Source organism: Streptomyces anatolicus (assembly GCF_019400875.1).
Lineage (GTDB): Bacteria > Actinomycetota > Actinomycetes > Streptomycetales > Streptomycetaceae > Streptomyces > Streptomyces anatolicus.
On sequence record NZ_WMBF01000048.1, the window covers coordinates 1 to 22,558 of the forward strand.

The 22,558-nt window shown below is 72.2% G+C and carries 16 protein-coding genes; 9 read left to right on the plus strand and 7 right to left on the minus strand.

Translation table 11 applies throughout. The features are described from left to right. Positions 1–119: 119 nt before the first annotated feature. The gene (locus GKQ77_RS07650; RefSeq protein WP_219687953.1) at positions 120–941 is read right to left on the minus strand and encodes a PaaX family transcriptional regulator; all 822 of its coding nucleotides are present in this window, start codon (positions 939–941) and stop codon (positions 120–122) included. 4 nt (positions 942–945) lie between these two features. Continuing rightward, positions 946–2,682 (minus strand): AMP-binding protein, encoded by a 1,737-nt coding sequence (locus tag GKQ77_RS07655; protein WP_308117579.1) that lies wholly within the window; start codon positions 2,680–2,682, stop codon positions 946–948. A 108-nt stretch (positions 2,683–2,790) separates the two neighbouring features. On the opposite strand from GKQ77_RS07655, the gene GKQ77_RS07660 reads away from it, so the two are divergent. From GKQ77_RS07660 to GKQ77_RS07670, 3 genes are all read left to right on the plus strand, one after another. Further along, positions 2,791–4,041, plus strand: coding sequence for an acyl-CoA dehydrogenase family protein (locus GKQ77_RS07660; protein WP_219687954.1), 1,251 nt, complete (start codon positions 2,791–2,793; stop codon positions 4,039–4,041). Positions 4,042–4,161: 120 nt separating this feature from the next. Then, positions 4,162–4,560 carry a RidA family protein gene (locus GKQ77_RS07665; protein ID WP_219687955.1) on the plus strand — a complete coding sequence of 133 codons (399 nt, stop codon included), beginning with the start codon at positions 4,162–4,164 and terminating at the stop codon, positions 4,558–4,560. 117 nt (positions 4,561–4,677) lie between these two features. Further along, positions 4,678–5,424, plus strand: coding sequence for a hypothetical protein (locus GKQ77_RS07670; protein ID WP_308117580.1), 747 nt, complete (start codon positions 4,678–4,680; stop codon positions 5,422–5,424). A gap of 116 nt (positions 5,425–5,540) precedes the next feature. Here the strand turns inward: GKQ77_RS07670 and GKQ77_RS07675 are convergent, their stop codons facing one another. Both GKQ77_RS07675 and GKQ77_RS07680 read right to left on the minus strand, forming a co-directional pair. Beyond that, positions 5,541–7,070 (minus strand): UDP-N-acetylglucosamine 1-carboxyvinyltransferase, encoded by a 1,530-nt coding sequence (locus tag GKQ77_RS07675; protein ID WP_219687956.1) that lies wholly within the window; start codon positions 7,068–7,070, stop codon positions 5,541–5,543. A 143-nt stretch (positions 7,071–7,213) separates the two neighbouring features. Beyond that, positions 7,214–9,130: an amidohydrolase gene (locus tag GKQ77_RS07680; protein WP_258020985.1), complete on the minus strand. Its 1,917-nt coding sequence runs from the start codon at positions 9,128–9,130 to the stop codon at positions 7,214–7,216. A 159-nt stretch (positions 9,131–9,289) separates the two neighbouring features. Between GKQ77_RS07680 and GKQ77_RS07685 the strand changes: the two genes are divergently transcribed. Further along, positions 9,290–10,288 carry a LacI family DNA-binding transcriptional regulator gene (locus GKQ77_RS07685; protein ID WP_219687957.1) on the plus strand — a complete coding sequence of 333 codons (999 nt, stop codon included), beginning with the start codon at positions 9,290–9,292 and terminating at the stop codon, positions 10,286–10,288. Positions 10,289–10,583: 295 nt separating this feature from the next. Beyond that, on the plus strand, positions 10,584–11,888 hold the full coding sequence (locus GKQ77_RS07690) for a phosphatase PAP2 family protein (RefSeq protein ID WP_219687958.1): 1,305 nt from the start codon (positions 10,584–10,586) through the stop codon (positions 11,886–11,888). Between the two features lie 12 nt (positions 11,889–11,900). Here the strand turns inward: GKQ77_RS07690 and GKQ77_RS07695 are convergent, their stop codons facing one another. Beyond that, positions 11,901–13,607, minus strand: a complete 1,707-nt coding sequence (locus tag GKQ77_RS07695) for a DUF885 family protein (protein WP_219687959.1) — start codon at positions 13,605–13,607, stop codon at positions 11,901–11,903. 54 nt (positions 13,608–13,661) lie between these two features. Between GKQ77_RS07695 and GKQ77_RS07700 the strand changes: the two genes are divergently transcribed. Continuing rightward, on the plus strand, positions 13,662–15,110 hold the full coding sequence (locus GKQ77_RS07700; RefSeq protein ID WP_219687960.1) for an aminotransferase-like domain-containing protein: 1,449 nt from the start codon (positions 13,662–13,664) through the stop codon (positions 15,108–15,110). Here GKQ77_RS07700 and GKQ77_RS07705 read toward each other — a convergent pair. After that, the gene (locus tag GKQ77_RS07705; RefSeq protein ID WP_219687961.1) at positions 15,084–16,022 is read right to left on the minus strand and encodes a hypothetical protein; all 939 of its coding nucleotides are present in this window, start codon (positions 16,020–16,022) and stop codon (positions 15,084–15,086) included. The genes GKQ77_RS07700 and GKQ77_RS07705 overlap by 27 nt on opposite strands. 344 nt (positions 16,023–16,366) lie before the next feature. Here GKQ77_RS07705 and acnA point away from each other — a divergent pair, with 344 nt between their 5' ends. Next, on the plus strand, positions 16,367–19,081 hold the full coding sequence (gene acnA / locus GKQ77_RS07710) for an aconitate hydratase AcnA (RefSeq protein WP_219687962.1): 2,715 nt from the start codon (positions 16,367–16,369) through the stop codon (positions 19,079–19,081). 100 nt (positions 19,082–19,181) lie between these two features. On the opposite strand, the gene GKQ77_RS07715 is transcribed toward acnA, so the two are convergent. Continuing rightward, the gene (locus tag GKQ77_RS07715; RefSeq protein ID WP_219687963.1) at positions 19,182–19,502 is read right to left on the minus strand and encodes an ArsR/SmtB family transcription factor; all 321 of its coding nucleotides are present in this window, start codon (positions 19,500–19,502) and stop codon (positions 19,182–19,184) included. A 123-nt stretch (positions 19,503–19,625) separates the two neighbouring features. Between GKQ77_RS07715 and GKQ77_RS07720 the strand changes: the two genes are divergently transcribed. Both GKQ77_RS07720 and GKQ77_RS07725 read left to right on the plus strand, forming a co-directional pair. After that, on the plus strand, positions 19,626–21,080 hold the full coding sequence (locus GKQ77_RS07720; protein WP_219687964.1) for an MFS transporter: 1,455 nt from the start codon (positions 19,626–19,628) through the stop codon (positions 21,078–21,080). A 173-nt stretch (positions 21,081–21,253) separates the two neighbouring features. Then, positions 21,254–22,405, plus strand: a complete 1,152-nt coding sequence (locus tag GKQ77_RS07725; RefSeq protein ID WP_219687968.1) for a S1 family peptidase — start codon at positions 21,254–21,256, stop codon at positions 22,403–22,405. The last annotated feature ends 153 nt before the right edge of the window (positions 22,406–22,558 follow it).

Sequence of the window (22,558 nt, forward strand, 5' to 3'; positions counted from 1 at the left end):
GGGCTACCAGGGTCCGGGCGCCCCCTGGCCCCTCCAGTACCGCGCGGGCAGCCGCCGCCCCCAGACGGGCCGCACGGACGCCCCGAAACCCCGCCTGTCACTGCGGACCTGACGCCCGCTCAGGACTCAGGGAGCGACACGAACCGCGCCCCCGCCTCCCGCAGCAGCCCGTCCAGCGCCGCGAACACCGCCGCCGAACGCGCGCCCGGCCAGCCCAGCGGGAGCAGTTCCGCGGGCAGGCCCGGGTCCGCGTAGGGGAGTTGGCGCCAGGAGTCCAGGGCGAGGAGGTAGTCGCGGTAGGCCTCCTCGGGCGGCGGGGGAGTGTCCTTACGGGCCTCCCAGGAGCGCAGGACCGGCTCGTGGCGGTCGAGGAACGCCTCGTGCTGCTTGGCCAGCGCGGCCAGGTCCCACCAGCGGGCCACCGCCTCGGCCGTCGCGGCGAACCCCAGATGCTCGCCGCGGAACAGGTCGACGTACGAAGCGAGTTGGAGCCGGTCCAGGGTGTGCCTGGTCTCCTCGTAGAGGTGCGCGGGGGCGATCCACACGCCCGGCGCCGCCGTGCCGAAGCCGAGGCCCGCGAGACGGGAGCGCAGCACGTGCCGCTTGTGGCGTTCGGCCTCGGGCACGGAGAAGACGGCCAGGACCCAGCCGCCCTGCCGCACCCCGGCCGTGGTGCCGTAGATGCGGCGGTCGCCGTCCTCCAGGAGCTGGCGGGCATCGGGCGAGAGCGCGTACCCCGCCGCGCCCGCCTCCGTGCGCGCGGGCACGAGCAGGCCGCGCCGCTTGAGCCGCGACACCGACGAGCGCACCGACGGCGCGTCGACGCCGACCGGCGCGAGAAGGCGCACCAGCTCGGCCACCGGGACCGGGCCGGGTGCCGCCCGGCCGTAGGCGCCGTAGAAGGTGACGATCAGGGACCGTGGAGTGTGCTGCTCGGACACGTGATCACTCTACGGGCCCGGGACCGGCCGGTGACCCCGCCGCCGGCTTCCCCGGGGAGCGCCCGGAAGCCGGGGTACGCGCGGAGGCCGACGTATGCGCGGAGACCGGCGTACGCGCGGAGCCCGGCGTACGCAGCCGGAACCTCTGCAGCTTCCCCGTCGCCGTCCTCGGCAGCGCGTCCAGGAAGACGATCTCGCGGGGACACTTGTAAGGGGCAAGCTCCGCCTTCACGAACTCCCGCAGCCGTTCCGCGTCGCGCGACGCGCCCTCGCGCGGCACCACGTACGCCACCACCACCTGCCCGCGCAGCTCGTCCGGCCGCCCCACGACCGCCGTCTCCGCGACATCCGGATGGCGCAGCAGCGCCTCCTCGACCTCCGGGCCCGCGATGTTGTACCCGGCCGAAATGATCATGTCGTCCGCGCGCGCGACATAGCGGAAGTAGCCGTCGGCGTCGCGGATGTAGGTGTCGCCGGTGATGTTCCAGCCATGGCGTACGTACTGGCGCTGGCGTTCGTCGGCGAGATAGCGGCAGCCGACGGGGCCGCGCACCGCGAGCAGCCCGGGCTCGCCGTCCGGCACCGGCACCCCGGAGTCGTCCACCACGCGCGCGTGCCACCCCGGCACGGGAAGCCCCGTCGTGCCGGGCCGTATCGCGTCGTCGGCGGCGGAGATGAAGATGTGCAGCAGCTCCGTCGCCCCGATGCCGTTGATGACGCGGTGTCCGGTGCGCGCGTGCCAGGCCTGCCAGGTGGCCGCGGGGAGGTTCTCGCCGGCCGAAACGCAGCGGCGCAGCGAGGAGATGTCGTACGCGTCGAGCTTGTCCAGCATCGTGCGGTACGCGGTCGGCGCGGTGAAGAGGACCGAGATCCGGTGCCGCCCGATGGCGGGCAGCAGCTGCTTGGGTGTCGCCTGTTCCAGCAGGACCGATGACGCGCCGAAGCGCAGCGGGAAGATGACGAGCCCGCCGAGCCCGAAGGTGAATCCGAGCGGCGGACTGCCCGCGAACACATCATCCGGGACCGGCTTGAGGATGTGCCGCGCGAAGGTGTCGGCGATGGCGAGCACATCGCGGTGGAAGTGCATGCACCCCTTGGGGCGGCCCGTCGTGCCGGACGTGAAGGCGATGAGCGCCACGTCGTCGGCGGCCGTGTCCACCGCCTCGTAGCGCTCGGGCCGGCGGGCGGCGCGCACCAGCAGGTCGTCGGGGCCCTCGCCGCCGTACGTGGTGACGCTCAGGCCCGGCACCCCGGCCTTGATCAGGTCGTCGACCGACCGGATGTCGCACAGCGCGTGCCGCACCTCGGCGATCTCGCACATGGTGGCCAGCTCCTGCGCGCGCTGCTGCGCGAGGACCGTCACGGCGACCGCGCCCGCCTTCATCACCGCCAGCCAGCACGCCGCGAGCCACGGCGTGGTGGGCCCGCGCAGCAGTACGCGCTCCCCGGGCCGCACGTCGAGCTCGGCGCTCAGCACATGGGCGATCCGGTCGACGTGGCCGCGCAGGACGCCGTACGTCCAGGTCGCTCCGGAGGCGGAGTGGAAGACGGGCCGGGCGGGCCCCAGCCGCTCCACGGTCCGGTCGAGGAGTTCCACGCCGCAGTTGAGCCGCTCCGGGTAGTGCAGCTCGGGGCGGTCGTGGACGAGCGCGGGCCACTGCTCGCGCGGGGGGAGGCGATCGCGGGCGAAGGTGTCGGTGTGGCCGGATGGTGTCAGCCCGGGTGTGCCGGTGGGTTCCATGGCGGCTCTGCCCCCTTGCCTGCGGGTCGGGCGCTGTGGTGGGCTCGCCTCACGAGCGTATCGTGATGGTGACGACAGTCAACGGTGCGCGATAAAGGAGGGCCCGGGGTGACGGCATTCGCGCTCAGTCCTGAACAGACCGCCTGGTGCGCGGAGCTGCGCACGCTCACCGCGGAGCGGCTGCGGCCCCTGGCGGAGAAGGGCGAGCCGGGTCGTGTGAACCGGCCCTTGGTGGAGGCGCTGGGTGAACTGGACTTGCTGGGGCGGCTGTTCGAGGAGGGGGCCGGCCCAGGCCCCGGTTCCGGTCCGGTTGGCGTCGGGACCGGCACCGGCGCGGTTGACGTCGGGACCGGCACCGGTCCGACCGCTTCCGGGACCGGCGCGCTGGACCTCTGCCTGATGCGGGAATCCCTCGCCTACGCCTGTACGGAGGCCGAGACCGCCCTCGCGCTGCAAGGCCTCGGCGCCCACCCCGTGCACGCGTACGGCACGCCCGCGCAACGGGAGCGCTGGCTGCCGTCCGTCCGGGCCGGGCGTGCCATCGCGGCCTTCGCGCTCTCCGAGCCGGGGGCGGGCTCGGACGCGGCGGCCCTGTCCCTCGAAGCGGCACCGGACGGCTCCCTCGAAGCGGCACCGGACGGCTCCCGCTCCGGAGGCTGGCGCCTCACCGGCGAGAAGCGCTGGATCTCGAACGCTCCCGAAGCCGACTTCTACACCGTCTTCGCCCGTACGTCCCCGGGCGCGGGAGCCCGCGGCGTCACCGCCTTCCTGGTCCCCGCCGACCGCGCGGGGCTGACCGGCGCGCCCCTCGACATGCTCTCCCCGCACCCGATCGGCGCGCTCGCCTTCGACGGCGTACGGGTCGGCCCCGACGACGTCCTCGGCGAGGTCGACCGAGGCTTCCGGGTCGCGATGACCACCCTGAACCGGTTCCGGCCGAGCGTCGGCGCGTTCGCGGTCGGCATGGCCTCCGCCGCGCTGGACGCGAGCCTCGCGCATACGGCCGAACGGGACGTGTTCGGCGGCAAGTTGAGGGATCTTCAGGCCGTCGCCCACCAGATCGCCGAGATGGCCACGCGCACGGAGGCGGCCCGTCTGATGGTGTACGCGGCGGCCTCCGCGTACGACCGGGAGGGCCCGAGGGCGCCCGGGATCGCGCGGCGGGCGGCGATGGCGAAGCTGCTCGCGACGGAGACGGCGCAGTACGTGGTGGACGCGGCCGTCCAGCTGCACGGGGCCCGTGCGCTGCAGCGCGGGCACCTGCTCGAACACCTCTACCGGGAGGTGCGGGCGCCTCGTATCTACGAGGGGGCGAGTGAGGTGCAGCGCGGGATCATCGCCAAGGAGCTGTACGGGTGAGCCCGGTGGGCGGCCGGCCGCGATCCCGCGCGGGCCCGTCGTGGCTGGTCGCGCAGTTCCCCGCGCCCCTTCGGGGCACACCCCCGCCAGGGCACATCCCCGACTCAGGAGCCTCGCCCCATGTCCCTGCACCGCGTCAATCCCGCCGAACTCTCCCCGCCCACCGGCTTCTCGCACGCCGTCACCGCCACGGGATCCCGGCTCGTCTTCCTCGCCGGGCAGACCGCTCTGGACGGCGCCGGAAAGGTCACCGGAACCACCCTGCCCGAGCAGTTCGAGCTGGCACTCACCAACCTGCTCACGGCCCTGCGCCACGCGGGCGGCACCCCCGCCGACCTCGCCCGCGTCACCGTCTACGCCACGGACGTCGCCGACTACCGCGAGCGCGCCCCCGAACTGGGCCGGATCTGGCGGCGGTTGGCGGGACGCGACTACCCCGCCATGGCGGTGATCGGCGCGGTCCGGCTGTGGGACGACCAAGCCCTCGTGGAGCTGGACGGGGTGGCGGTCCTCGACTGAGACAGGGCAGAGGAGTGGGAGGGGGAACCCCGCCAAGTCAACTGCGTCGGAGTGAAGTTCCGGGGTACGCGGAGACAGCCGAGGCCACTAGGGCCTCGGTCGAGGAGGGGTGAAGACGTGCGTGCGAGCAAGGTGACGGGTGTCATCGGCATCATGGGGCTCTCGGCCGTTCTGCTGACGGGGTGCGGCGACGACAACGACGGCGGCTCCGACAAGCCGTTCGCCAAGGACAGCGCCGACCAGATCGCGTCCAAGGCGGTCGAGGCCACCAAGAAGGCGGACTCGATGCGCCTCAAGGGCGACATGCGCCAGCCCGGCGGGAAGTCGCTGAGCGTGGACCTCGCGGTCGACCAGGAGAAGAACTGCGAGGGATCCGTCGACACCGAGGGCGCCAAGGCCGAGCTGCGGCACACGAACGCGACGCTGTTCGTGCGCGGCAACGAGCAGTACTGGAAGAACTCGCTGAAGAACCAGCCCGGTTCGGACAAGGTGATGTCCAAGGTCGTCGACAAGTGGGTCAAGATGCCCGCCGACGACGCGTCGACCTCCGGCCTCTGCGACAAGCAGGGCCTGATCGCCTCCATGGACGAGGACAAGTCGACTCGCAAGGGCATGAAGAAGGGCGACACCACGTCCATCGACGGGCAGGAGGCCATCACGCTGACGAAGAAGGCCTCCGGCGGCGAGACCCACACGATGTACGTGGCCACGGAGGGCAAGCCGTACATCCTGCGCACCACGGTGAAGGGTGGCGACAAGCCCAACGAGGCGACGTTCACCGACTACAACAAGCCCGTGAGCCCGAAGACCCCGGCCAAGGGCGAAACGGTCGACCTCAAGGAACTCGCGGCCTCGGGCCAGTAGCGGGCCCTGAGACACGGCTGCCGTTCTGGGAGGTCCGGCAGCCGTGTCCCGGGAGTCGACGCAGACATCCCGGATCAGACGTCTCGGATCGGACGTCTCGGATCAGATGTCCCGGCTCAGATGTCCCGGAACGTCTCGATCTGCGCCCCCACCGAGTTCAGCCGCTCCGCCAGATCCTCGTAACCGCGGTTGATCACGTATACGTTGCGCAGCACCGACGTGCCCTCCGCCGCCATCATGGCGAGCAGGACCACCACGGCCGGGCGCAGGGCCGGCGGGCACATCATCTCGGCGGCGCGCCAGCGGGTGGGGCCCTCCACCAGGACCCGGTGCGGGTCGAGGAGTTGGAGGCGGCCGCCCAGGCGGTTGAGGTCCGTGAGGTAGATCGCGCGGTTGTCGTAGACCCAGTCGTGGATCAGCGTCTTGCCCTGTGCCGCCGCCGCGATGGCCGCGAAGAAGGGGACGTTGTCGATGTTCAGGCCCGGGAACGGCATCGGGTGGATCTTGTCGATGGGCGCCTCCAGCTTGGAGGGGCGCACGGTGAGGTCGATGAGGCGGGTGCGGCCGTTGTCCGCCGCGTACTCCGCCGACCTGTCGTGGTCGAGGCCCATCTCCTCAAGGACCGCCAGCTCGATCTCCAGGAACTCGATCGGCACCCGGCGCACCGTCAGCTCGGACTCCGTGACGACCGCCGCGGCGAGCAGGCTCATCGCCTCGACCGGGTCCTCGGAGGGGGAGTAGTCGACGTCGACGTCGATGGTCGGCACGCCGTGCACGGTCAGCGTCGTCGTGCCGATCCCCTCGACCTTGACGCCCAGCGCCTCCAGGAAGAAGCACAGGTCCTGGACCATGTAGTTCGACGAGGCGTTGCGGATGACGGTCGTGCCGGCGCTGCGGGCCGCGGCGAGCAGCGCGTTCTCCGTGACGGTGTCCCCGCGCTCGGTCAGCACGATGGGCCGGTCGGGGGAGACGTCCCGCGCGACCTCGGCGTGGTACAGCCCCTCGGTCGCCGCGATGTCCAGGCCGAACCGGCGCAGCGCGATCATGTGTGGCTCGATCGTGCGGGTGCCGAGGTCGCAGCCGCCCGCGTACGGCAGCTTGAAGCGGTCCATGCGGTGCAGCAGCGGGCCGAGGAACATGATGATGGAGCGGGTGCGGCGCGCGGCCTCCGCGTCGATCGCGTCCATGTCCAGCTCGGCGGGCGGCACGATCTCCAGGTCGACGCCGTCGTTGATCCAACGGGTGCGGACGCCGATGGAGTTGAGCACCTCGAGGAGGCGGTAGACCTCCTCGATGCGGGCGACGCGGCGCAGCACCGTGCGGCCCTTGTTGAGCAGGGACGCGCAGAGCAGCGCCACGCACGCGTTCTTGCTCGTCTTGACGTCGATGGACCCGGAGAGCCGGCGGCCGCCGACCACCCGCAGATGCATCGGCCCGGCGTAGCCGAGCGACACGATTTCGCTGTCGAGCGCTTCGCCGATACGGGCGATCATCTCAAGGCTGATGTTCTGGTTGCCCCGCTCGATGCGGTTCACAGCGCTCTGGCTGGTGCTGAGCGCCTCGGCGAGCTGCGCTTGGGTCCAGCCCCTGTGCTGCCGGGCGTCCCGGATGAGCTTGCCGATGCGTACGAGGTAGTCGTCTGCCATGTGTCGCAGGTTATCTCAGATATGAGATGACGCACGCGCTGGGGTGGTCCATCCGGGGAGCGGCCTTCCGGGTGCCGCTTCCCGCACGGTGACTCACCCGTCTCCTCCGCACGGGAAGTCACCCGCCACCTCCGTACGGGAGTTCACCCGCAGCCGCAGGAAGCGTGCCGTCCGCCGTGCACCGACGCGTACGACGTGGGCCGGGGCCCCGCCGCCGCCCGCGTCACCCGGGCGGCGGCCGCGCGTCCTGCCGACGACTGTGCGTCATGCACCACTGTGCCTCCGACGAGCGTGAGGCGCACCTCGGCGGAGCTGATATCGGCCACCGGACACCGCGTCACATCGCGGTCGAGCAGCACGAGATCGGCCTCCTTGCCCCGCTCGACCGTCCCGGTGAGGTGGTCGGAGCGGAGTTGACGAGCGGTGCCCAGGGTGTGCATGAGCAGGGAAGACGTACGGCTGATGCCTTCCTCGGCGCGGTAGAGGTCGCCCTCGCCGTCCGCGCCCTGGCGGTCGATCGCGGTCCGGATCTGGTTCCACACCTGAAGGGGGTCGACCGGCCAGTCCGAGCCACCCGCGAGCACCGCGCGCCGCTTCTGGAGGCTCCGCGCCGGGTACAGCCATCGGTGGCGCGCCGCGCCGATGTACGGCAGGAGGGCATCCACGGTCCAGATGTCACGTGCGGCCCATTGGAGCTGCATGCAGGCGACGACGCCGAGCGCGGCGAAGCGGGGGAGGTCGGCCGGGTCGGCCAGTTGGAGGTGGGCCGTGGTGTTGCGCAGGTCGCGGCGGCCGGTGGCGCGCAGGGCGTACGCGTATCCGTCGAGGGAGGTGCGCACGGCGCGGTCGCCGATGGCGTGCGCGTGCATCTGCCAGCCCGCCGCGTTGAAGGCGGCGGTGAGCCGTCCGTAGTCGGCGGCCGTGACGTACAGGTCGCCGCGGTTGTCGGTGGGCCTGCCGTCCTCGTCCAGATAGGGCTCCAGGAGCGCGGCGGTCTGCGCCGGGTACTCGATGACGCCGTCGAGGAAGACCTTCACCGTGCCGAAGCGCAGTTCGCGTACGCCCTTGAAGTCCGCCCGCAGCCCATTGGCGTACGCGAGCGCCGCCGCCGGATCCTTCGTCAGCTCGGTGTCGATGCGCAGGGCGGGCACGATGCGCTGCGGCAGGCGGCCCGACTCGGCGAGCCGCTGATAGACCTTCAGCGTGGAGCGGTCCACCACGGCTTCCATGAACGTGGTGATCCCGGACGCGGCGGCCTCGGCGAAGATCTTCTCGGCGGCCTGCGCCAATCGGGTCGCGTCGGGCTCGGGGATGTGCCGGGAGACGAGCGGCTGGGCGTCGTCCTTCAGTACGCCGGTGGGTTTGCCGTCCCTGCCCTTGACGATCTCCCCGCCGGGCGGGTCCGGCGTCGAGGCGGTGACCTTCGCGATGTCCAGGGCGCGCTGACTGGCCCACAGGTTGTGGCCGTCGCCACCGCGCAGGACGATCGGGCGCCGGGTCGGCAGCGCGTCGAGCATCGAGTGGTGCGGGGCGGTGCCGCGGGGCAGGAGCCCGATGGGGTTCCAGTCCTCCACCACCAGCCAGCCGTCGGGCTCCTGGTCGGCGGAGTCCGCCAGGAACCCGGTCAGCGTCTTTTGCAGCTCCTCGACCGTCTGCTCGGCCCCCGCGAGAGAGGGCCGCAGCGAACGGTTCGCGGCGCCCATCGGGTGGGCGTGCCCGTCGTGGACGCCGCTCATGAGGGTGCCGCCCCGGGCGTCCACCACCTCGGTGTCCCGGCCGATGAACCGCCGCAGGGCGCGGCCGGCCCCCACGGCGAGGATCCGCCCGTCCCGCCCGACGGCCACGGCCTCGGCCCGCGCGGGGTCCGAAGTGCCGGTGAACACGCGGGCGTTGTGCACGACGAGCGCGGCGGAGCGGCGCCGGGCGGGGGAGGCGGCGGCGGTTCCGCCGGTTCCGAGGGCTCCGACAGCCCCGGCGGCTCCGGCGGCTCCGGCGGCCAGGAGAATGCCGCGCCGGGAGGGCTGGGGGACGTACGACGTGGATGCGGGCGGCTTGGGCAAGAGGGCGCTCCAAACGTGACGGCGACGGCCAGGGATGAGTGGGCGGGCGACTTCCGCCGCGAAGCCCGGGCACGGACGAGGGCCCCGCGACGACCCGCCCCAGACCCTCGACGAGTAATCCGTTAACCAGAACCCGCCCCGGACGACGATTTCCGTACGATGAGCCGCGTGCCAGGGCCGAGACTGACCGACATAGCCCGCGCCGCGGAGGTCTCGACGGCGACGGTCTCCCACGCCCTCAACGGCACCGGCAGGATCGGCGAGGCCACCCGCCGCCGCGTCCGCGAGACGGCGACGCGGCTCGGCTACGGCGCCCCCGGCCCCCGGAGCGGCCGCACGCTCGGCGTCGCCGTCACCACCTTCCCCGGCGCCTGGAACTACACGGAGGTCGCCTACTTCTCGCGCGTGGTCACCGCGGCCACCTCCGCCGCCCACGCGCGGGGCTACGCCCTGACGACCTTCCCCGCCGACCGCGCCGCGGACGACTCCTGGCACGGTCTGAGCGTCGACGGCATGCTCATCGTGGACAGCCCGCGAGGCGACCCGATGGTCCGCGCGCTGCGGGCCCGCGGCATCCCGCTCGTCTTCGACGGCGCCCCCGGCGACCCCCGCCCCGGCGACCGCTGGGTCGACAACGACCACGGGGCGACCACGCACGAGGTCCTCGACCACCTCACCGCGTCCGGCGCCCGCCGCATCGCCCTCCAGTCCGGCAACGGCGACGAGCACTACGCCCGCGCGGTCACGGCGGCGTACACCGGGTGGTGCGCCCGGCACGGCACGGCCCCGCGGATCGTGCCCTTCGAGGTGGCCGACGGCCAGGGGCACGCGTTCGACGCGCTGTTGCGGGGCCCGGACCGGGCCGACGCCGTCTACGCCGCGTACGACCCCGGCGGCCGCCAGCTGTTGGCCGCGGCGGCCCGCCACGGCCTGCGCGTCCCGGCCGACCTGCGGGTGGTGTGTGCGAGCGAGGACCCCGGGTACGCGGTGACCGTGCCGCCCGTGACCACGGTGACCCTCGACCCGGAACGCACCGCGCGCGCCGCGGTGAGGCTCCTGGTCGACCAGATCGAGGGCACGTGCCGGACGCCTCCCGGCCCGGTCGTCGTACCGTCCGCGCTCCTGGGGCGCGCCTCGTCGGCCGCGTACGCCGAGTAGCCGGAAGCCGGGGGCCGGGGGCTCACGCTGGGGGCTCCCTCACCCGTGTCCCGCCGCACAGGCGGTCCGGGATACTGGAGGCCGTCGGTGCCGCCCTCGACGCGAGCCGCACCACGGACACCTCACCGCCCGCGACAGCCCGGTCACGCGCACCGAACGGAGTCGGCCATGACCCGCGAAACCCGCCCGCATCGCTCCGATAACATGCTCGGACTCACAGCCCACGTCTAACAAATCGGCCAAACAATTGATATCCAGAGCATCGCAGGTGTTTTCGCGCACAAACCGCACAACCATGCTCGCCGCATGGCGTCGGCCACGGGCGATCCTGTGGACCGCGGCGGCTGTGGTGGCCCTCGCGTTCCTCATCGCGCTGGAGATCGCCGCGCGCGGCTACGGCCTGCCCGGGCCGATCACCAACCAGGCGCGCGAGGTGATCTTCGCCCCGAAGTCGGGCCCGCTGCTGTACGCGGGCATGGCGTTGATGATGGTGGTCCTCACCTGGCGGCAGCGGTTCATCGCCATGGGGGTCGCGGTCGGCATCGACATCGTCTTCTTCCTGGTGCGCTGGGCGGTCGACGCCAAGATGATGTTCGGCAACGGCGCGCTGTGGGTGATGCTGGCCTGCGCGGTGATCGCCGTCACGCGCCGCACCGGCCGGGACCGGCTCCTGCTCCTGAAGGGCGTGGGGCTCGGCCTGCTGCTCGTGGCCGGCCGCAAGACCGGTGACACCTGGCTGCTCATCACGTGGAAGACCCGCCCGACGGTGCTCGACCAGTACGTGGCGACCGCCGATCACGCGCTGGGCAACCCCTCCTGGATCGTGGGCCGGATGGTCAACGCCACCGGCGAGGTCGGCGCGCACGTCCTCGACTACGTCTACATCCAGCTCGCGGTCGCCGCGGTCGTCATCGCGCTCTACCAGCTGCGCAACGTGGCGAGCGAGGGCCGCTTCCCGGGGCACCACCTGGTGCGTACGTTCCTGGTCATCGGTCTGCTCGGGCCGGGCATCTACATGATCTACCCGGTGGTCGGGCCGATCTTCGCGTACGGCGTCCACGGCGAGCACTGGGCGGTGGCCGACATCTGGCCCAACACGCCGCCGACGATCACCACCCCGCACGTGATGCCGTTCGACGACAAGACGCCGCGCAACTGCATGCCGAGCCTGCACACGGCGTGGGCCACGACGATCTTCATCCACTCCCGCAAGGGCCCGAGGCTGCTGCGTTACGCGGGCACGTTCTGGCTGATCGCCACGCTCGGCGCGACGCTGGGCTTCGGCTACCACTACGGCGCGGACATCGTCGCCGGTGTCGTCTTCGCGTACACGATCGACGCGGCACTGCGCTCGTTCGACCGCGGCTGGGACCGCGCGAGCATCCAGCTGGTGGCCTACGGCACGACGGTCTTCGTCCTGTTCCTGCTGTCGTACCGCTTCCTGCCGATGGAGATGGCCCGGCACCCGTGGCTGTTCGGGCCGCTGCTGATCGGGGCGATGGCGTCGGTCATCTACGGCTATATACGGACCGCGGAACCACGCGAACCGAAGCCCGCACCGCCGACGCAGAAGCTGGAGCCACAGCCCGAGATGGTCTGACGCGGCCTCGCCTCAGGGGTGGTCCAGCGCGGAGCCGAGCAGGCCGAGCGGTGGCGCCCCGAGCGCGAGCATCGAGGCGTGGAAGCGGCCCAGGTCGAACCGGGAGCCCCACTGCCGGCGCGCCCTGTCCCGCAGGTCGAGGATGGCCAGCTTCCCCCAGGTGTACGACATGGTCATCGGGTCGCGCAGCAGCCGGTACGCGGCCACCTCCGCCGCCGGGCCGTCCAGGTGGACGTCGGCCGCGAACCGGTGCCGGATCTCCGCCTGGGTCATCGCGCCGGTCTGCACACCGATCACGCCTGTCAGCCGGGTGATCCGCAGCAGGGCGTCCCGGGCCACGCTCGCCACGAACGCCGGATCGCCGTCCCGGAACCCCTCCTCGACGGCCAGCTGCTCGCAGTAGTGCGCCCAGCCCTCGACGAAGGCCGGTGACTGCAAGGTGCGGCGGATGTCTCCCGCCGCCCGGCGCAGCGCGCGGCCGTGGGAGAAGTGGCCGGGCGCCGCCTCGTGCAGGGCGATGTTGGCGAGGCCCGACCGGTTGTACAGCGCCAGCCACTGCGCGCGGCGCTCGTCCGTCCGGTCCGGGCCGGGCAGCGTGACCCGGAACCAGCTCGGCCCGTCCGGCTCGTACGGCGCGGCACCGGTCATGGTGGCCACCTGGTACCCCTGGGTGGGGGTGGTCGGCCCGACCAGGCACTCCCCGTCGAGGTAGGGCACGAGTCCGCGCTCGGCCGTCCACGCCGCAGCCTCCTCGACCAACTCGGCGGCCAGGTCCAGCACTCCCTCCGGGCCGGGGCGGTCCGCCTCGATCCGCCGGATCACCTCCGCCGTCGGCGCGCCGGGGTCGATCCGTGCGCAGGCCTCGGTGAGCCGGGCCCGCCAGATGTCCCGTTCGGCTTCCGCCCGGGCGGCGAGCGCGGTCGGATCCACCTCGCAGGCCTCGGTGGCGGAGGCGAGCCGGGCCAGGGCCGCGCCGCCGAGCGCGGGGTCCGGGTCGCCGGTCGCGGCCAGGCTCCCGAGGTGGGAGACGAGCCGGTCCAGCACGGTGCGGGCGGCCTCGGCGGCCCGGCGGTCGGCGCGCTCCTGGGCGTCCAGGGCGGGCAGGGCACTCACATGACCGGCGAGCCGTCGCGCCGCGCCGAGACCGGCCTCGGCGAGCGGCGCGGGTACCCGGTCGAGGACGCCGATCGCGGCGTCCACCGCCTCCGGCCAGGCCGCCAGGTGCGCCCGGCGGGCAGCGGCGCGTTCGGCGGCCGGGGCGTACTCGCGCTCATAACAAGCCACGTCCAGGTTGTCGAGGTGGATGGCCGGGTCGTACCGGTGCAGTTCCAGCTCCCCGAAGCGGACCCGCAACGCCTGCTCCGCCGCGGCGAGCTGCCGTTGGTCGTGGTCGTGGTCGTGGTCGCGGCCTTGGCCATGGTCGTGTTGGCCTTGGCCGTAGTTGTGTACGTGACCCTGACCCTGGCCCCGGTCGTCGGCCGCCTCGGGTCGCCGCTCGCTGTGCCGGTCGGCCGGGGCGGGCTGCCGCCGGTCCTGGGTGGGGCCCCGCCCACCGCTGCCGACGCGAGGCCCCCTCAGCGCGGCCAGAGCCTTGCGCACCCCGTCCGCGGACAGGTCCTGCACCACTCCGTCGTACTCGTGCCGCCCCGCGTCGGTGCGCGTGACCGCCGTCATCATGTCGGTGACCGCCCGCAGCCGGGCCGTATCAGATGTGATCATGAGCCTGAGTCTTGTCCGGCGGGCCTTCCGCCGCCCGAGCCAATGAGGAGCGAAGTGGACCGGGTTTGGACGGCGTCCGAGCTGGCCGAGATCCTCGGCGACTGGGCCGGCGGCCCGGGCCCGCTGTACCGCGGGCTGGCCGGGGCGCTGCTGGCCGCCGTGGAAGCCGGGGACGTGGCCTTCGGCGAGCGGCTGCCCGCCGAGCGGGACCTGGCCCGCGGGCTGCGGGTCAGCCGCGCGACCATCACCGCCGCCTACGGCCTGCTCCGCGAGCGCGGCGTGCTGGACAGCCGCCGGGGCAGCGGCAGCCGGGTGGCGTCCCGCCCGCCATCGTGGGCCAAGGCCCCGGCCGGCACGGCCGCCGTGGTGCGCAGGCTCGCCGCGGGGCCGGGCGGGGTCATCTCCCTGGCCGGGGCGGGCGAGGCCGTTTCCGGTGACCTGGCGGCCGAGCTGGCGGCGGTCGCCGCCGAGGACCTGCCGGGGCTTGTGGCGGCCGGCGGCTACCACCCTCGCGGGCTGCCCGCCCTCCGCGATGCGCTCGCGGACCGGTACACCGCCGAGGGCCTGCCCACCGATCCCGGCCAGATCCTGGTGACCACCGGGGCGACCCAGGCGATCAGCCTGGTGAGCGGCCTCTTCCTGCGCCGCCGGTCCACTGTGGTCGTGGAGTCCCCTGGCTGGCCCGGCTGCCTGGACGCCTTCCGTGCGGCGGGCGCCCGGCTGGCCCCGGTGGCCCTGGACGAGGAAGGCGCGCGGGTGGACGGCGTCGCGGAGGCCTTCGCCGCGCGCCCGAGCCTGGCGTACCTGATGCCCACCTTCCACAACCCGACCGGCACGCTGATGACGGAGTCCCGGCGACGGCGGATCGGGCAACTGGCCGACCGGCACGGCGTGCCCGTCCTGGAGGACAACGCCTACTGCACGACCCTGGGCGGAACCGTCCCGGCCCCGCTGGCGGCGTACGCCCCGCCCGGCGCGACGGTCCTCACCGTCGACTCGCTGACCAAGCGGGTCTGGGCGGGCCTGCGAGTCGGCTGGGTCCGCGCCGCCACGCCCGTCGTCGACCGCCTCGCCCAGCTCAAGACCCTCGCCGACCTCGGCAGCCCGGTGATAGACCAGGCGCTCGCCGTCAGACTGCTCCGCAGGCCCCCTGCCGGACCGACCGAGGCTCAGGCGCGACTCGCCCACCTGGAAGGCCTGCTGCGCGCCCGCCTTCCGGAGTGGCGCTGGCACACCCCGGACGGCGGCTCGGCGCTGTGGGTGCGGCTGCCGGAGGCCGACGGCAGGGAGTTCGCGCAGCTGGCGCTGCGGGAGGGCGTGGAGGTGGTCCCCGGCGAGCCGGGCCACACGGATCACATCAGGATCCCGTTCCTGTACCCCGACACCACTCTGGCCGAGCTGGCCGGCCGCCTGGCCCGCGCCTGGGCAGCACACGGCCGCCGCTCCCGTGCAGCTCGTGGGAGCGCCAGACCGGTCTCAGGCAACCGGGATGCGCGGGCGTGAGCGTAGGAGTGTTCTCAGCATGCCGGCCCCCGCCGCGATGGCGGCGAGGTGCAGCACCGCGGCGACGGCTGGGTTCTCCGGCGGGGTGACATCGCTTGGGTGGGTCAGTGCCACGAGCAGCGTGAGGGGCAGTTTCCAGCTGCTCCATGCGAAGAGCGAGCCCGACCCGAGCCAGCCGAGCGCCAGGAGAAGCCAGTGGGACCGCCGGGCGGGCCGTGCCCGGGTGAGTGCCCAGACGGCGGCGGCGCCGGCCAGCGCCCAGAGCGCGCCCAGGCCGGTAAGCAGCTCTCCGTTGGTGTGCCGCTCTTCGGGGTGGGCGATTCCCAGGGTGCCGCCCACTGCCCAGTACAGCCAGACCAGGCCGACGACGACAGCGAGGACAGCTGCCCATGACGCACCGGCACCGGCACCGGCACCGTCCCGGACTCGTCCGGTGAACGCCTGCGGCCAGCGTCGACGCAGGTAGGCGGGGAGTGCGAGGGCAAGCCCCAGCCCCATCCCCATGAAGCTGAACTGGAGCAGGACGCCCATCCAGCCGGGCATGGCGGTACTGTCGCCGCCGCTGTCGGACGAGTTGCCGCGCGCGGCATCCAGCAACGTACTGAGTACGGCGTACGGCAGGATCGACACAAGGAATCCCGACCCCGTCCAGGCGCAGAATGCCACCAGCCACCCCGGTATCCGCATGCCCCAGGGCCGCACCAGCGCGAGCGCCAGCGCGATACCGATTCCCGCCATGCCGATGGTCACCGTATTGAGCAGAACCCAACCGGCTTGGCTGTAACCCTCGCCGATCGGTACCACCCCCAGGAGCGAGCCGACGACCCACACCACTTTGATCAACAGATACGGCGCCAGCGACAGAGCAGCCCCGTACCCCGCGCACCGACCGACCCGGTCCCAGCGTTCCACCTGGAGGTTCCCTTCTTGGGGGGAACCCCAGCCTTGGCCATCTCACTGCCACGCGCGTCCACCACGAGGAGTGCCCACCTCCACCACCCGACGGAGACGCTCTCGTCATCAGGGCTCACCGAACGCGCGCCTCACCGAACGGGCGAGCCGCTTGTTGTGCAGGGCGCGCCTCGTCGCCACCCCGGCTCGTGTACTAGAGTTATCTCGACATCGAGATATCTGCCGAGCGCACCAGAGGCCGCCACTCGGTAAGGGTTACCTAACTAAGCCTTACCTTAGCGGATCGACGAGGAGTCGTGGCGGCAGGATGTGCTGGAACGCGCACAAAAAAGAAGGAGACTGTCGTGTCGGCGAACAGCTTCGACGCCCGCAGCACGCTGCGCGTGGGCGACGAGTCGTACGAGATCTTCAAGCTGGACAAGGTCGAGGGCTCCGCACGGCTCCCTTATAGCCTGAAGGTCCTCCTTGAGAACCTGCTCCGCACCGAGGACGGCGCGAACATCACCGCCGACCACATCCGTGCGCTCGGCAACTGGGACTCCCAGGCCCAGCCCTCCCAGGAGATCCAGTTCACGCCGGCCCGCGTGATCATGCAGGACTTCACCGGCGTCCCGTGTGTGGTGGACCTCGCCACCATGCGTGAGGCCGTGAAGGAGCTCGGCGGCGACCCGGCGAAGATCAACCCGCTGGCCCCGGCCGAGCTGGTCATCGATCACTCCGTTATCGCCGACAAGTTCGGCACCGCGGAGGCCTTCGGCCAGAACGTGGAGCTGGAGTACGGCCGCAACAAGGAGCGCTACCAGTTCCTGCGCTGGGGCCAGACCGCCTTCGACGAGTTCAAGGTCGTCCCCCCGGGCACCGGCATCGTCCACCAGGTGAACATCGAGAAGCTGGCCCGTACGGTCATGGTCCGCAACGGCCAGGCCTACCCCGACACCCTGGTCGGCACCGACTCGCACACCACGATGGTCAACGGCCTGGGTGTCCTCGGCTGGGGCGTCGGCGGCATCGAGGCCGAGGCCGCGATGCTCGGCCAGCCGGTCTCCATGCTCATCCCGCGCGTCGTCGGCTTCAAGCTGACCGGTGAGCTGCCCGCCGGCACCACCGCCACGGACCTCGTGCTGACCATCACCGAGATGCTGCGCAAGCACGGTGTCGTCGGCAAGTTCGTCGAGTTCTACGGCGAGGGCGTCTCCGCCACCTCGCTCGCCAACCGCGCCACCATCGGCAACATGTCGCCCGAGTTCGGCTCCACCGCCGCGATCTTCCCGATCGACGACGAGACGCTGAAGTACCTGCGCCTGACCGGCCGTGACGAGCAGCAGGTCGCGCTCGTCGAGGCGTACGCCAAGGAGCAGGGCCTCTGGCTCGACCCGGCCGCCGAGCCCGACTTCTCCGAGAAGCTGGAGCTGGACCTCTCCACGGTCGTCCCGTCGATCGCGGGCCCGAAGCGTCCGCAGGACCGCATCGTCCTCGCCAACGCCGCCGAGCAGTTCAAGATCGACGTACGCAACTACGTCGACAGCGTGGACGAGGCGGGCAAGGAGTCCTTCCCGGCCTCCGACTCCCCGGCGACCACCAACGGCGTCCCGTCGAACCCGGTCCTGGTGACCGCCCCCGACGGCTCGACGTACGAGCTGGACCACGGCGCCGTCACCGTCGCCGCGATCACCTCCTGCACCAACACCTCGAACCCGTACGTGATGGTCGCCGCCGCGCTCGTCGCGAAGAAGGCCGTCGAGAAGGGCCTGACCCGCAAGCCGTGGGTCAAGACCACCCTCGCGCCCGGCTCGAAGGTCGTCACCGACTACTTCGACAAGGCGGGGCTCACCCCCTACCTCGACAAGGTCGGCTTCAACCTCGTCGGCTACGGCTGCACCACCTGCATCGGCAACTCGGGCCCGCTGCCCGAGGAGGTCTCGAAGGCCGTCAACGACCACGACCTGGCCGTGACGTCCGTCCTCTCCGGCAACCGGAACTTCGAGGGCCGCATCAACCCCGACGTCAAGATGAACTACCTGGCGTCCCCGCCGCTGGTCGTCGCGTACGCCCTCGCCGGCTCGATGAAGATCGACATCACGACCGAGGCGCTCGGCGTCGACCAGGACGGCAACCCGGTCTACCTCAAGGACGTGTGGCCCTCCGAGGCCGAGGTCAACGACGTCGTCGCCAACTCCATCGGCGAGGACATGTTCAACAAGTCCTACCAGGACGTCTTCGCGGGCGACGCCCAGTGGCAGGCCCTGTCGATCCCGACCGGCAACACCTTCGAGTGGGACACCGAGTCGACGTACGTCCGCAAGCCCCCGTACTTCGAGGGCATGACGATGGAGACCACCCCGGTCTCCGACATCACGGGCGCCCGCGTCCTCGCCAAGCTGGGCGACTCGGTCACCACCGACCACATCTCCCCGGCCGGCGCGATCAAGGCCGACACCCCGGCGGGCAAGTACCTCACGGAGCACGGCGTGCAGCGCCGCGACTTCAACTCCTACGGCTCGCGCCGTGGCAACCACGAGGTCATGATCCGCGGTACGTTCGCCAACATCCGCCTGCGCAACCAGATCGCGCCGGGCACCGAGGGCGGCTTCACGCGTGACTTCACGCAGGAGGACGCGCCGGTCTCGTTCATCTACGACGCCTCGCGCAACTACATCGACCAGGGCATCCCGCTGGTCGTCCTCGCGGGCAAGGAGTACGGCTCCGGCTCGTCCCGCGACTGGGCCGCCAAGGGCACCGCGCTCCTCGGCGTCAAGGCCGTCATCGCCGAGTCGTACGAGCGCATCCACCGCTCGAACCTCATCGGCATGGGCGTGCTGCCGCTCCAGTACCCGGAGGGCCAGTCCGCGTCGTCCCTCGGCCTGACCGGCGAGGAGACCTTCTCCTTCACCGGCGTGACCGAGCTGAACGACGGCACGACCCCGCGCACGGTGAAGGTCACCACCGACACGGGCGTGGAGTTCGACGCGGTCGTCCGCATCGACACGCCCGGTGAGGCGGACTACTACCGCAACGGCGGCATCATGCAGTACGTGCTGCGCAGCCTGATCCGCAAGTAGGCTCAAGCCGGCAGGCCCGCTCAAGTGGGCCCGCCGCGCACGGCAGTTGAGGGCCGCATCCCGTCATCGCGACGGGGTGCGGCCCTCGTGCGTTTCCGCTTCAGGCGTCGTACGGCTCGGCGGCCACCAGGTCGAGCAGGCCCGGGAAGCGCTCGTCCAGGTCCTTCCTCCGCAGGACCGCCGTGCGGCTGTTCCCGCGGTCGACCATGCGCAGCAGGCCCGCCTCACGCATCACCTTGAAGTGGTGGGACGTCGTGGACTTCGACACGGGCAACTGGAAGGAGGCGCAGGTGCGTTCGGTGCCTTCGGGCTCGCGCAGGAAGCGGGTGATCACCCCGAAGCGCAGGGGGTCGGCGAGGGCGTGCAGCAGCGTGCGCAGGTCCATCTCCTCCGGGAGGGGGTGTCCCTCGTCGTCCGGCATGGGTGCCTCACTCTCCGGGGTTTTCGGAAACGTCGGTAGGTTCGACTTGCATCGTACCTCTCGGGATGCCAAGGTCAGGTTCGATCAAATATGAACCTAGCTCTTCTCGGGGGTCTCTCAGCCATGCCCGGACCACAACAGGCACTCTCCGCACCCGTGCCGTCGGCCAGGACCGGCGCGCCCGCGCCGAAGCCGCCGCTGCTCCCGCTCCTCGCGATCCTGCTCGCCGTGTTCGTCGTCCCCATGTCCATCTCGGGCACCGCCGTCGCCCTCCCCGCGATCGGCGCCGACACGCACGCCGGGCCCGCGCCCCTCCAGTGGGTGGTGAACGCCTTCAACGTCGCCTTCGCCTGCTTCACCCTCGTCTGGGGCTCGGTCGCCGACATCGTCGGGCGCGTCAAGGCCTTCGCGGCCGGCGCCGCCCTCTACGCGCTCGCCTCGCTCGGCAGCGCCCTCGCCTCCGACATCCTGCTCCTGGACGCCTCCCGCGCGCTCGCGGGCCTCGGGGGCGCCGCGATCTTCTCGTGCGGCTCCGCGATCCTGTCCACGGTGTACGAAGGCCCGGCGCGGGCCAAGGCGTTCGCGCTCTTCGGCACCGTCGCGGGCGTCGGCGTCGCGATCGGCCCCTCGCTCTCCGGGGCGCTGCTCCAGACACTCGGCTGGCGCTGGGTCTTCGCCGTGCACGCCCTCGCGCTCGCCGTCGTACTGCTCGCCGTCCCGGCCATCGCCCGCTCCCTGCCGGCCACGCCCCGCGCGGGCGGCGCCCGTGTCGACGTACCCGGAAGCGCCGTCTTCGTCGTCGCCATGGTGCTCCTGACCACGGCCATCGTGCAGGGCTCCCAGTGGGGCTGGGGCAGCGCCGGTGTCCTCGGGCTCTTCACGGGCGCCGCCGTCGCGCTCGCCGTCTTCACCGCCGTCGAGAAGCACCGCGCCCACCCCATGCTCGACCTGACCCTGCTGCGGAACCACCGCTTCCTGGGCCTGTGCCTGGTGCCGGTCGCGGGCTCGTTCGGCTTCGTCACGATGCTCACGTACCTGCCGAGCTATCTGACGGAGGTCACCGGGCGCGGCACGGCCGCCGCGGGGCTGCTCATGGTGCTGCTCACCGCGCCCATGCTGGTCCTGCCGCTCCTCGCCGCGAAGCTGGTGGCACGCGGTGTCCCCGCGCTCACCCTCATCTACGTCAGCCTGGCCGCCCTGGTCGTGGGTGACGCGGCCCTGACGGTCTACGGGCCCGATGTCTCCGTCGCCGTCGTCGCGCTGCCGATGATCGTCACCGGCGCGGGCATGGCGCTCGCCGCCGGGCTCGTCGACGGTCAGGCCCTCGCGCTCGTCGACCCCGCGAAGGCGGGCATGGCCGCGGGCTTCCTCAACACGCTGCGCCTCGGCAGCGAGGCGGTCGCGGTCGCCCTCTACGGTTCGGTGCTCACGACACTCACCGCGTCACGGTCGTACGACGCCGCGTTCCACCTGGTGTTGTGGGGGCTTGCGGGAGTCTGTCTGCTCCTCGGGGCGGTCGTCTTCGCGCTGATGCGAGGCGGCCACGGCGGGCACGACGACACCTCACGTACGGGGTGACGGCCGGGGCGGACAGTGGCCGGGGAACGTATGGACTTGTCGGCACGGCCTCCCTACGCTCGGCGGCACCACTCGCAGAGAGCGCTCTCACCAGCTCAACTCAGGTCAGTCATCACCCCAGTTGGCACGACGAGAGGACCCCTGTGGGACGCAAGACCGCCGCACGTCTCCGCCTGTCCGCCCTCCGCCTGTCCGCCCTCCGCCTGTCCGCCCTCCTCCTGACGGCCGCCTGTGTCGGCACCGGCTTCCCCTCGGCCGCCGCCGACGCACCCCGGAGCGAGCCCCGGCCACCGGCGTCCGCCGCCCTCCTCGACGCGATGCGGCGCGATCTCGGCCTCACGCCCGCCGCCGCGCGCGAGCGCCTCGCAGACGAGTGGCGGGCCGCCAGGACCGAGCGCGCGGCACGGAAGGCCGCCGGTGCCGCGTACGGAGGGGCCTGGTTCGACGCCGGGCGCGGGCGGCTCACCGTCGCCGTGACGGAACGGCGAGCCGCGACGGACGTACGCGACACCGGCGCCGACGTCCGGCTCGTCGAACACAGCGCGGCGCACCTCGACGCGGCGAAGGGTCGCCTCGACAAGCTCAAGGCGCCGCCGGGCGTGGCGAGTTGGCGCGTCGACCACCGGGCGAACCGCGTCGTGGTCGATGTCGTCAACGCCCACCGCGCCGACGACGACGTCTCCGCCTTCCTGCGGCGCGCCCGCGCCACCGCGCCCGTGCAGGTGGACTCGGTACCCCAGGCGCCCCGCACCTACGCCGCCGGGACCGTCGGCGGCGACCCCTACTACACCGGCAACGTGCGCTGCTCCATCGGCTTCTCCGTGCACGGCGGGTTCGTCACCGCCGGGCACTGCGGGCGCGCGGGCGCGGCGGTACGCGGCTGGGACGGCTCCGACATGGGCACGTTCCAGGGCTCCTCGTTCCCGGGCGACGACTACGCGTACGTCTCCATCGGGCACGGCTGGTGGACCGTGCCGGTTGTGCTCGGCTGGGGCGCCATCCCCGACCGGCTGGTGCGCGGCTCGGCGGAGGCGCCGGTCGGCTCGTCGATCTGCCGTTCCGGTTCGACGACGAAGTGGCACTGCGGGCAGCTACTCGCCAAGAACGAGACCGTCAACTACTCCGACGGTACGGTCGTCCACCAGCTGACCAAGACCAGCGTCTGCGCCCAGGGCGGCGACTCGGGCGGCTCGTTCATCAGCGGCGATCAGGCACAGGGCGTGACCTCCGGTGGCTGGGGGAATTGCACCAGCGGCGGCGAGACGTGGTTCCAGCCGGTGAACGAGATCCTCCAGCGGTACGGGCTGAGGCTGCACACCGCCTGACCCGGCGGCCGGGCGCGCCGCACCTCGGTCACTAGGGCCTGTCTGACAATTCCCGGCGTCGCCCGGAGGGCGGCTTCGCGGCGTCAGGTGCGTGCTCTCGGCGTGCCGGGCGTAGGGCCTCGTACTGGACGTACTTGGCTCTGCGCCCGGTGC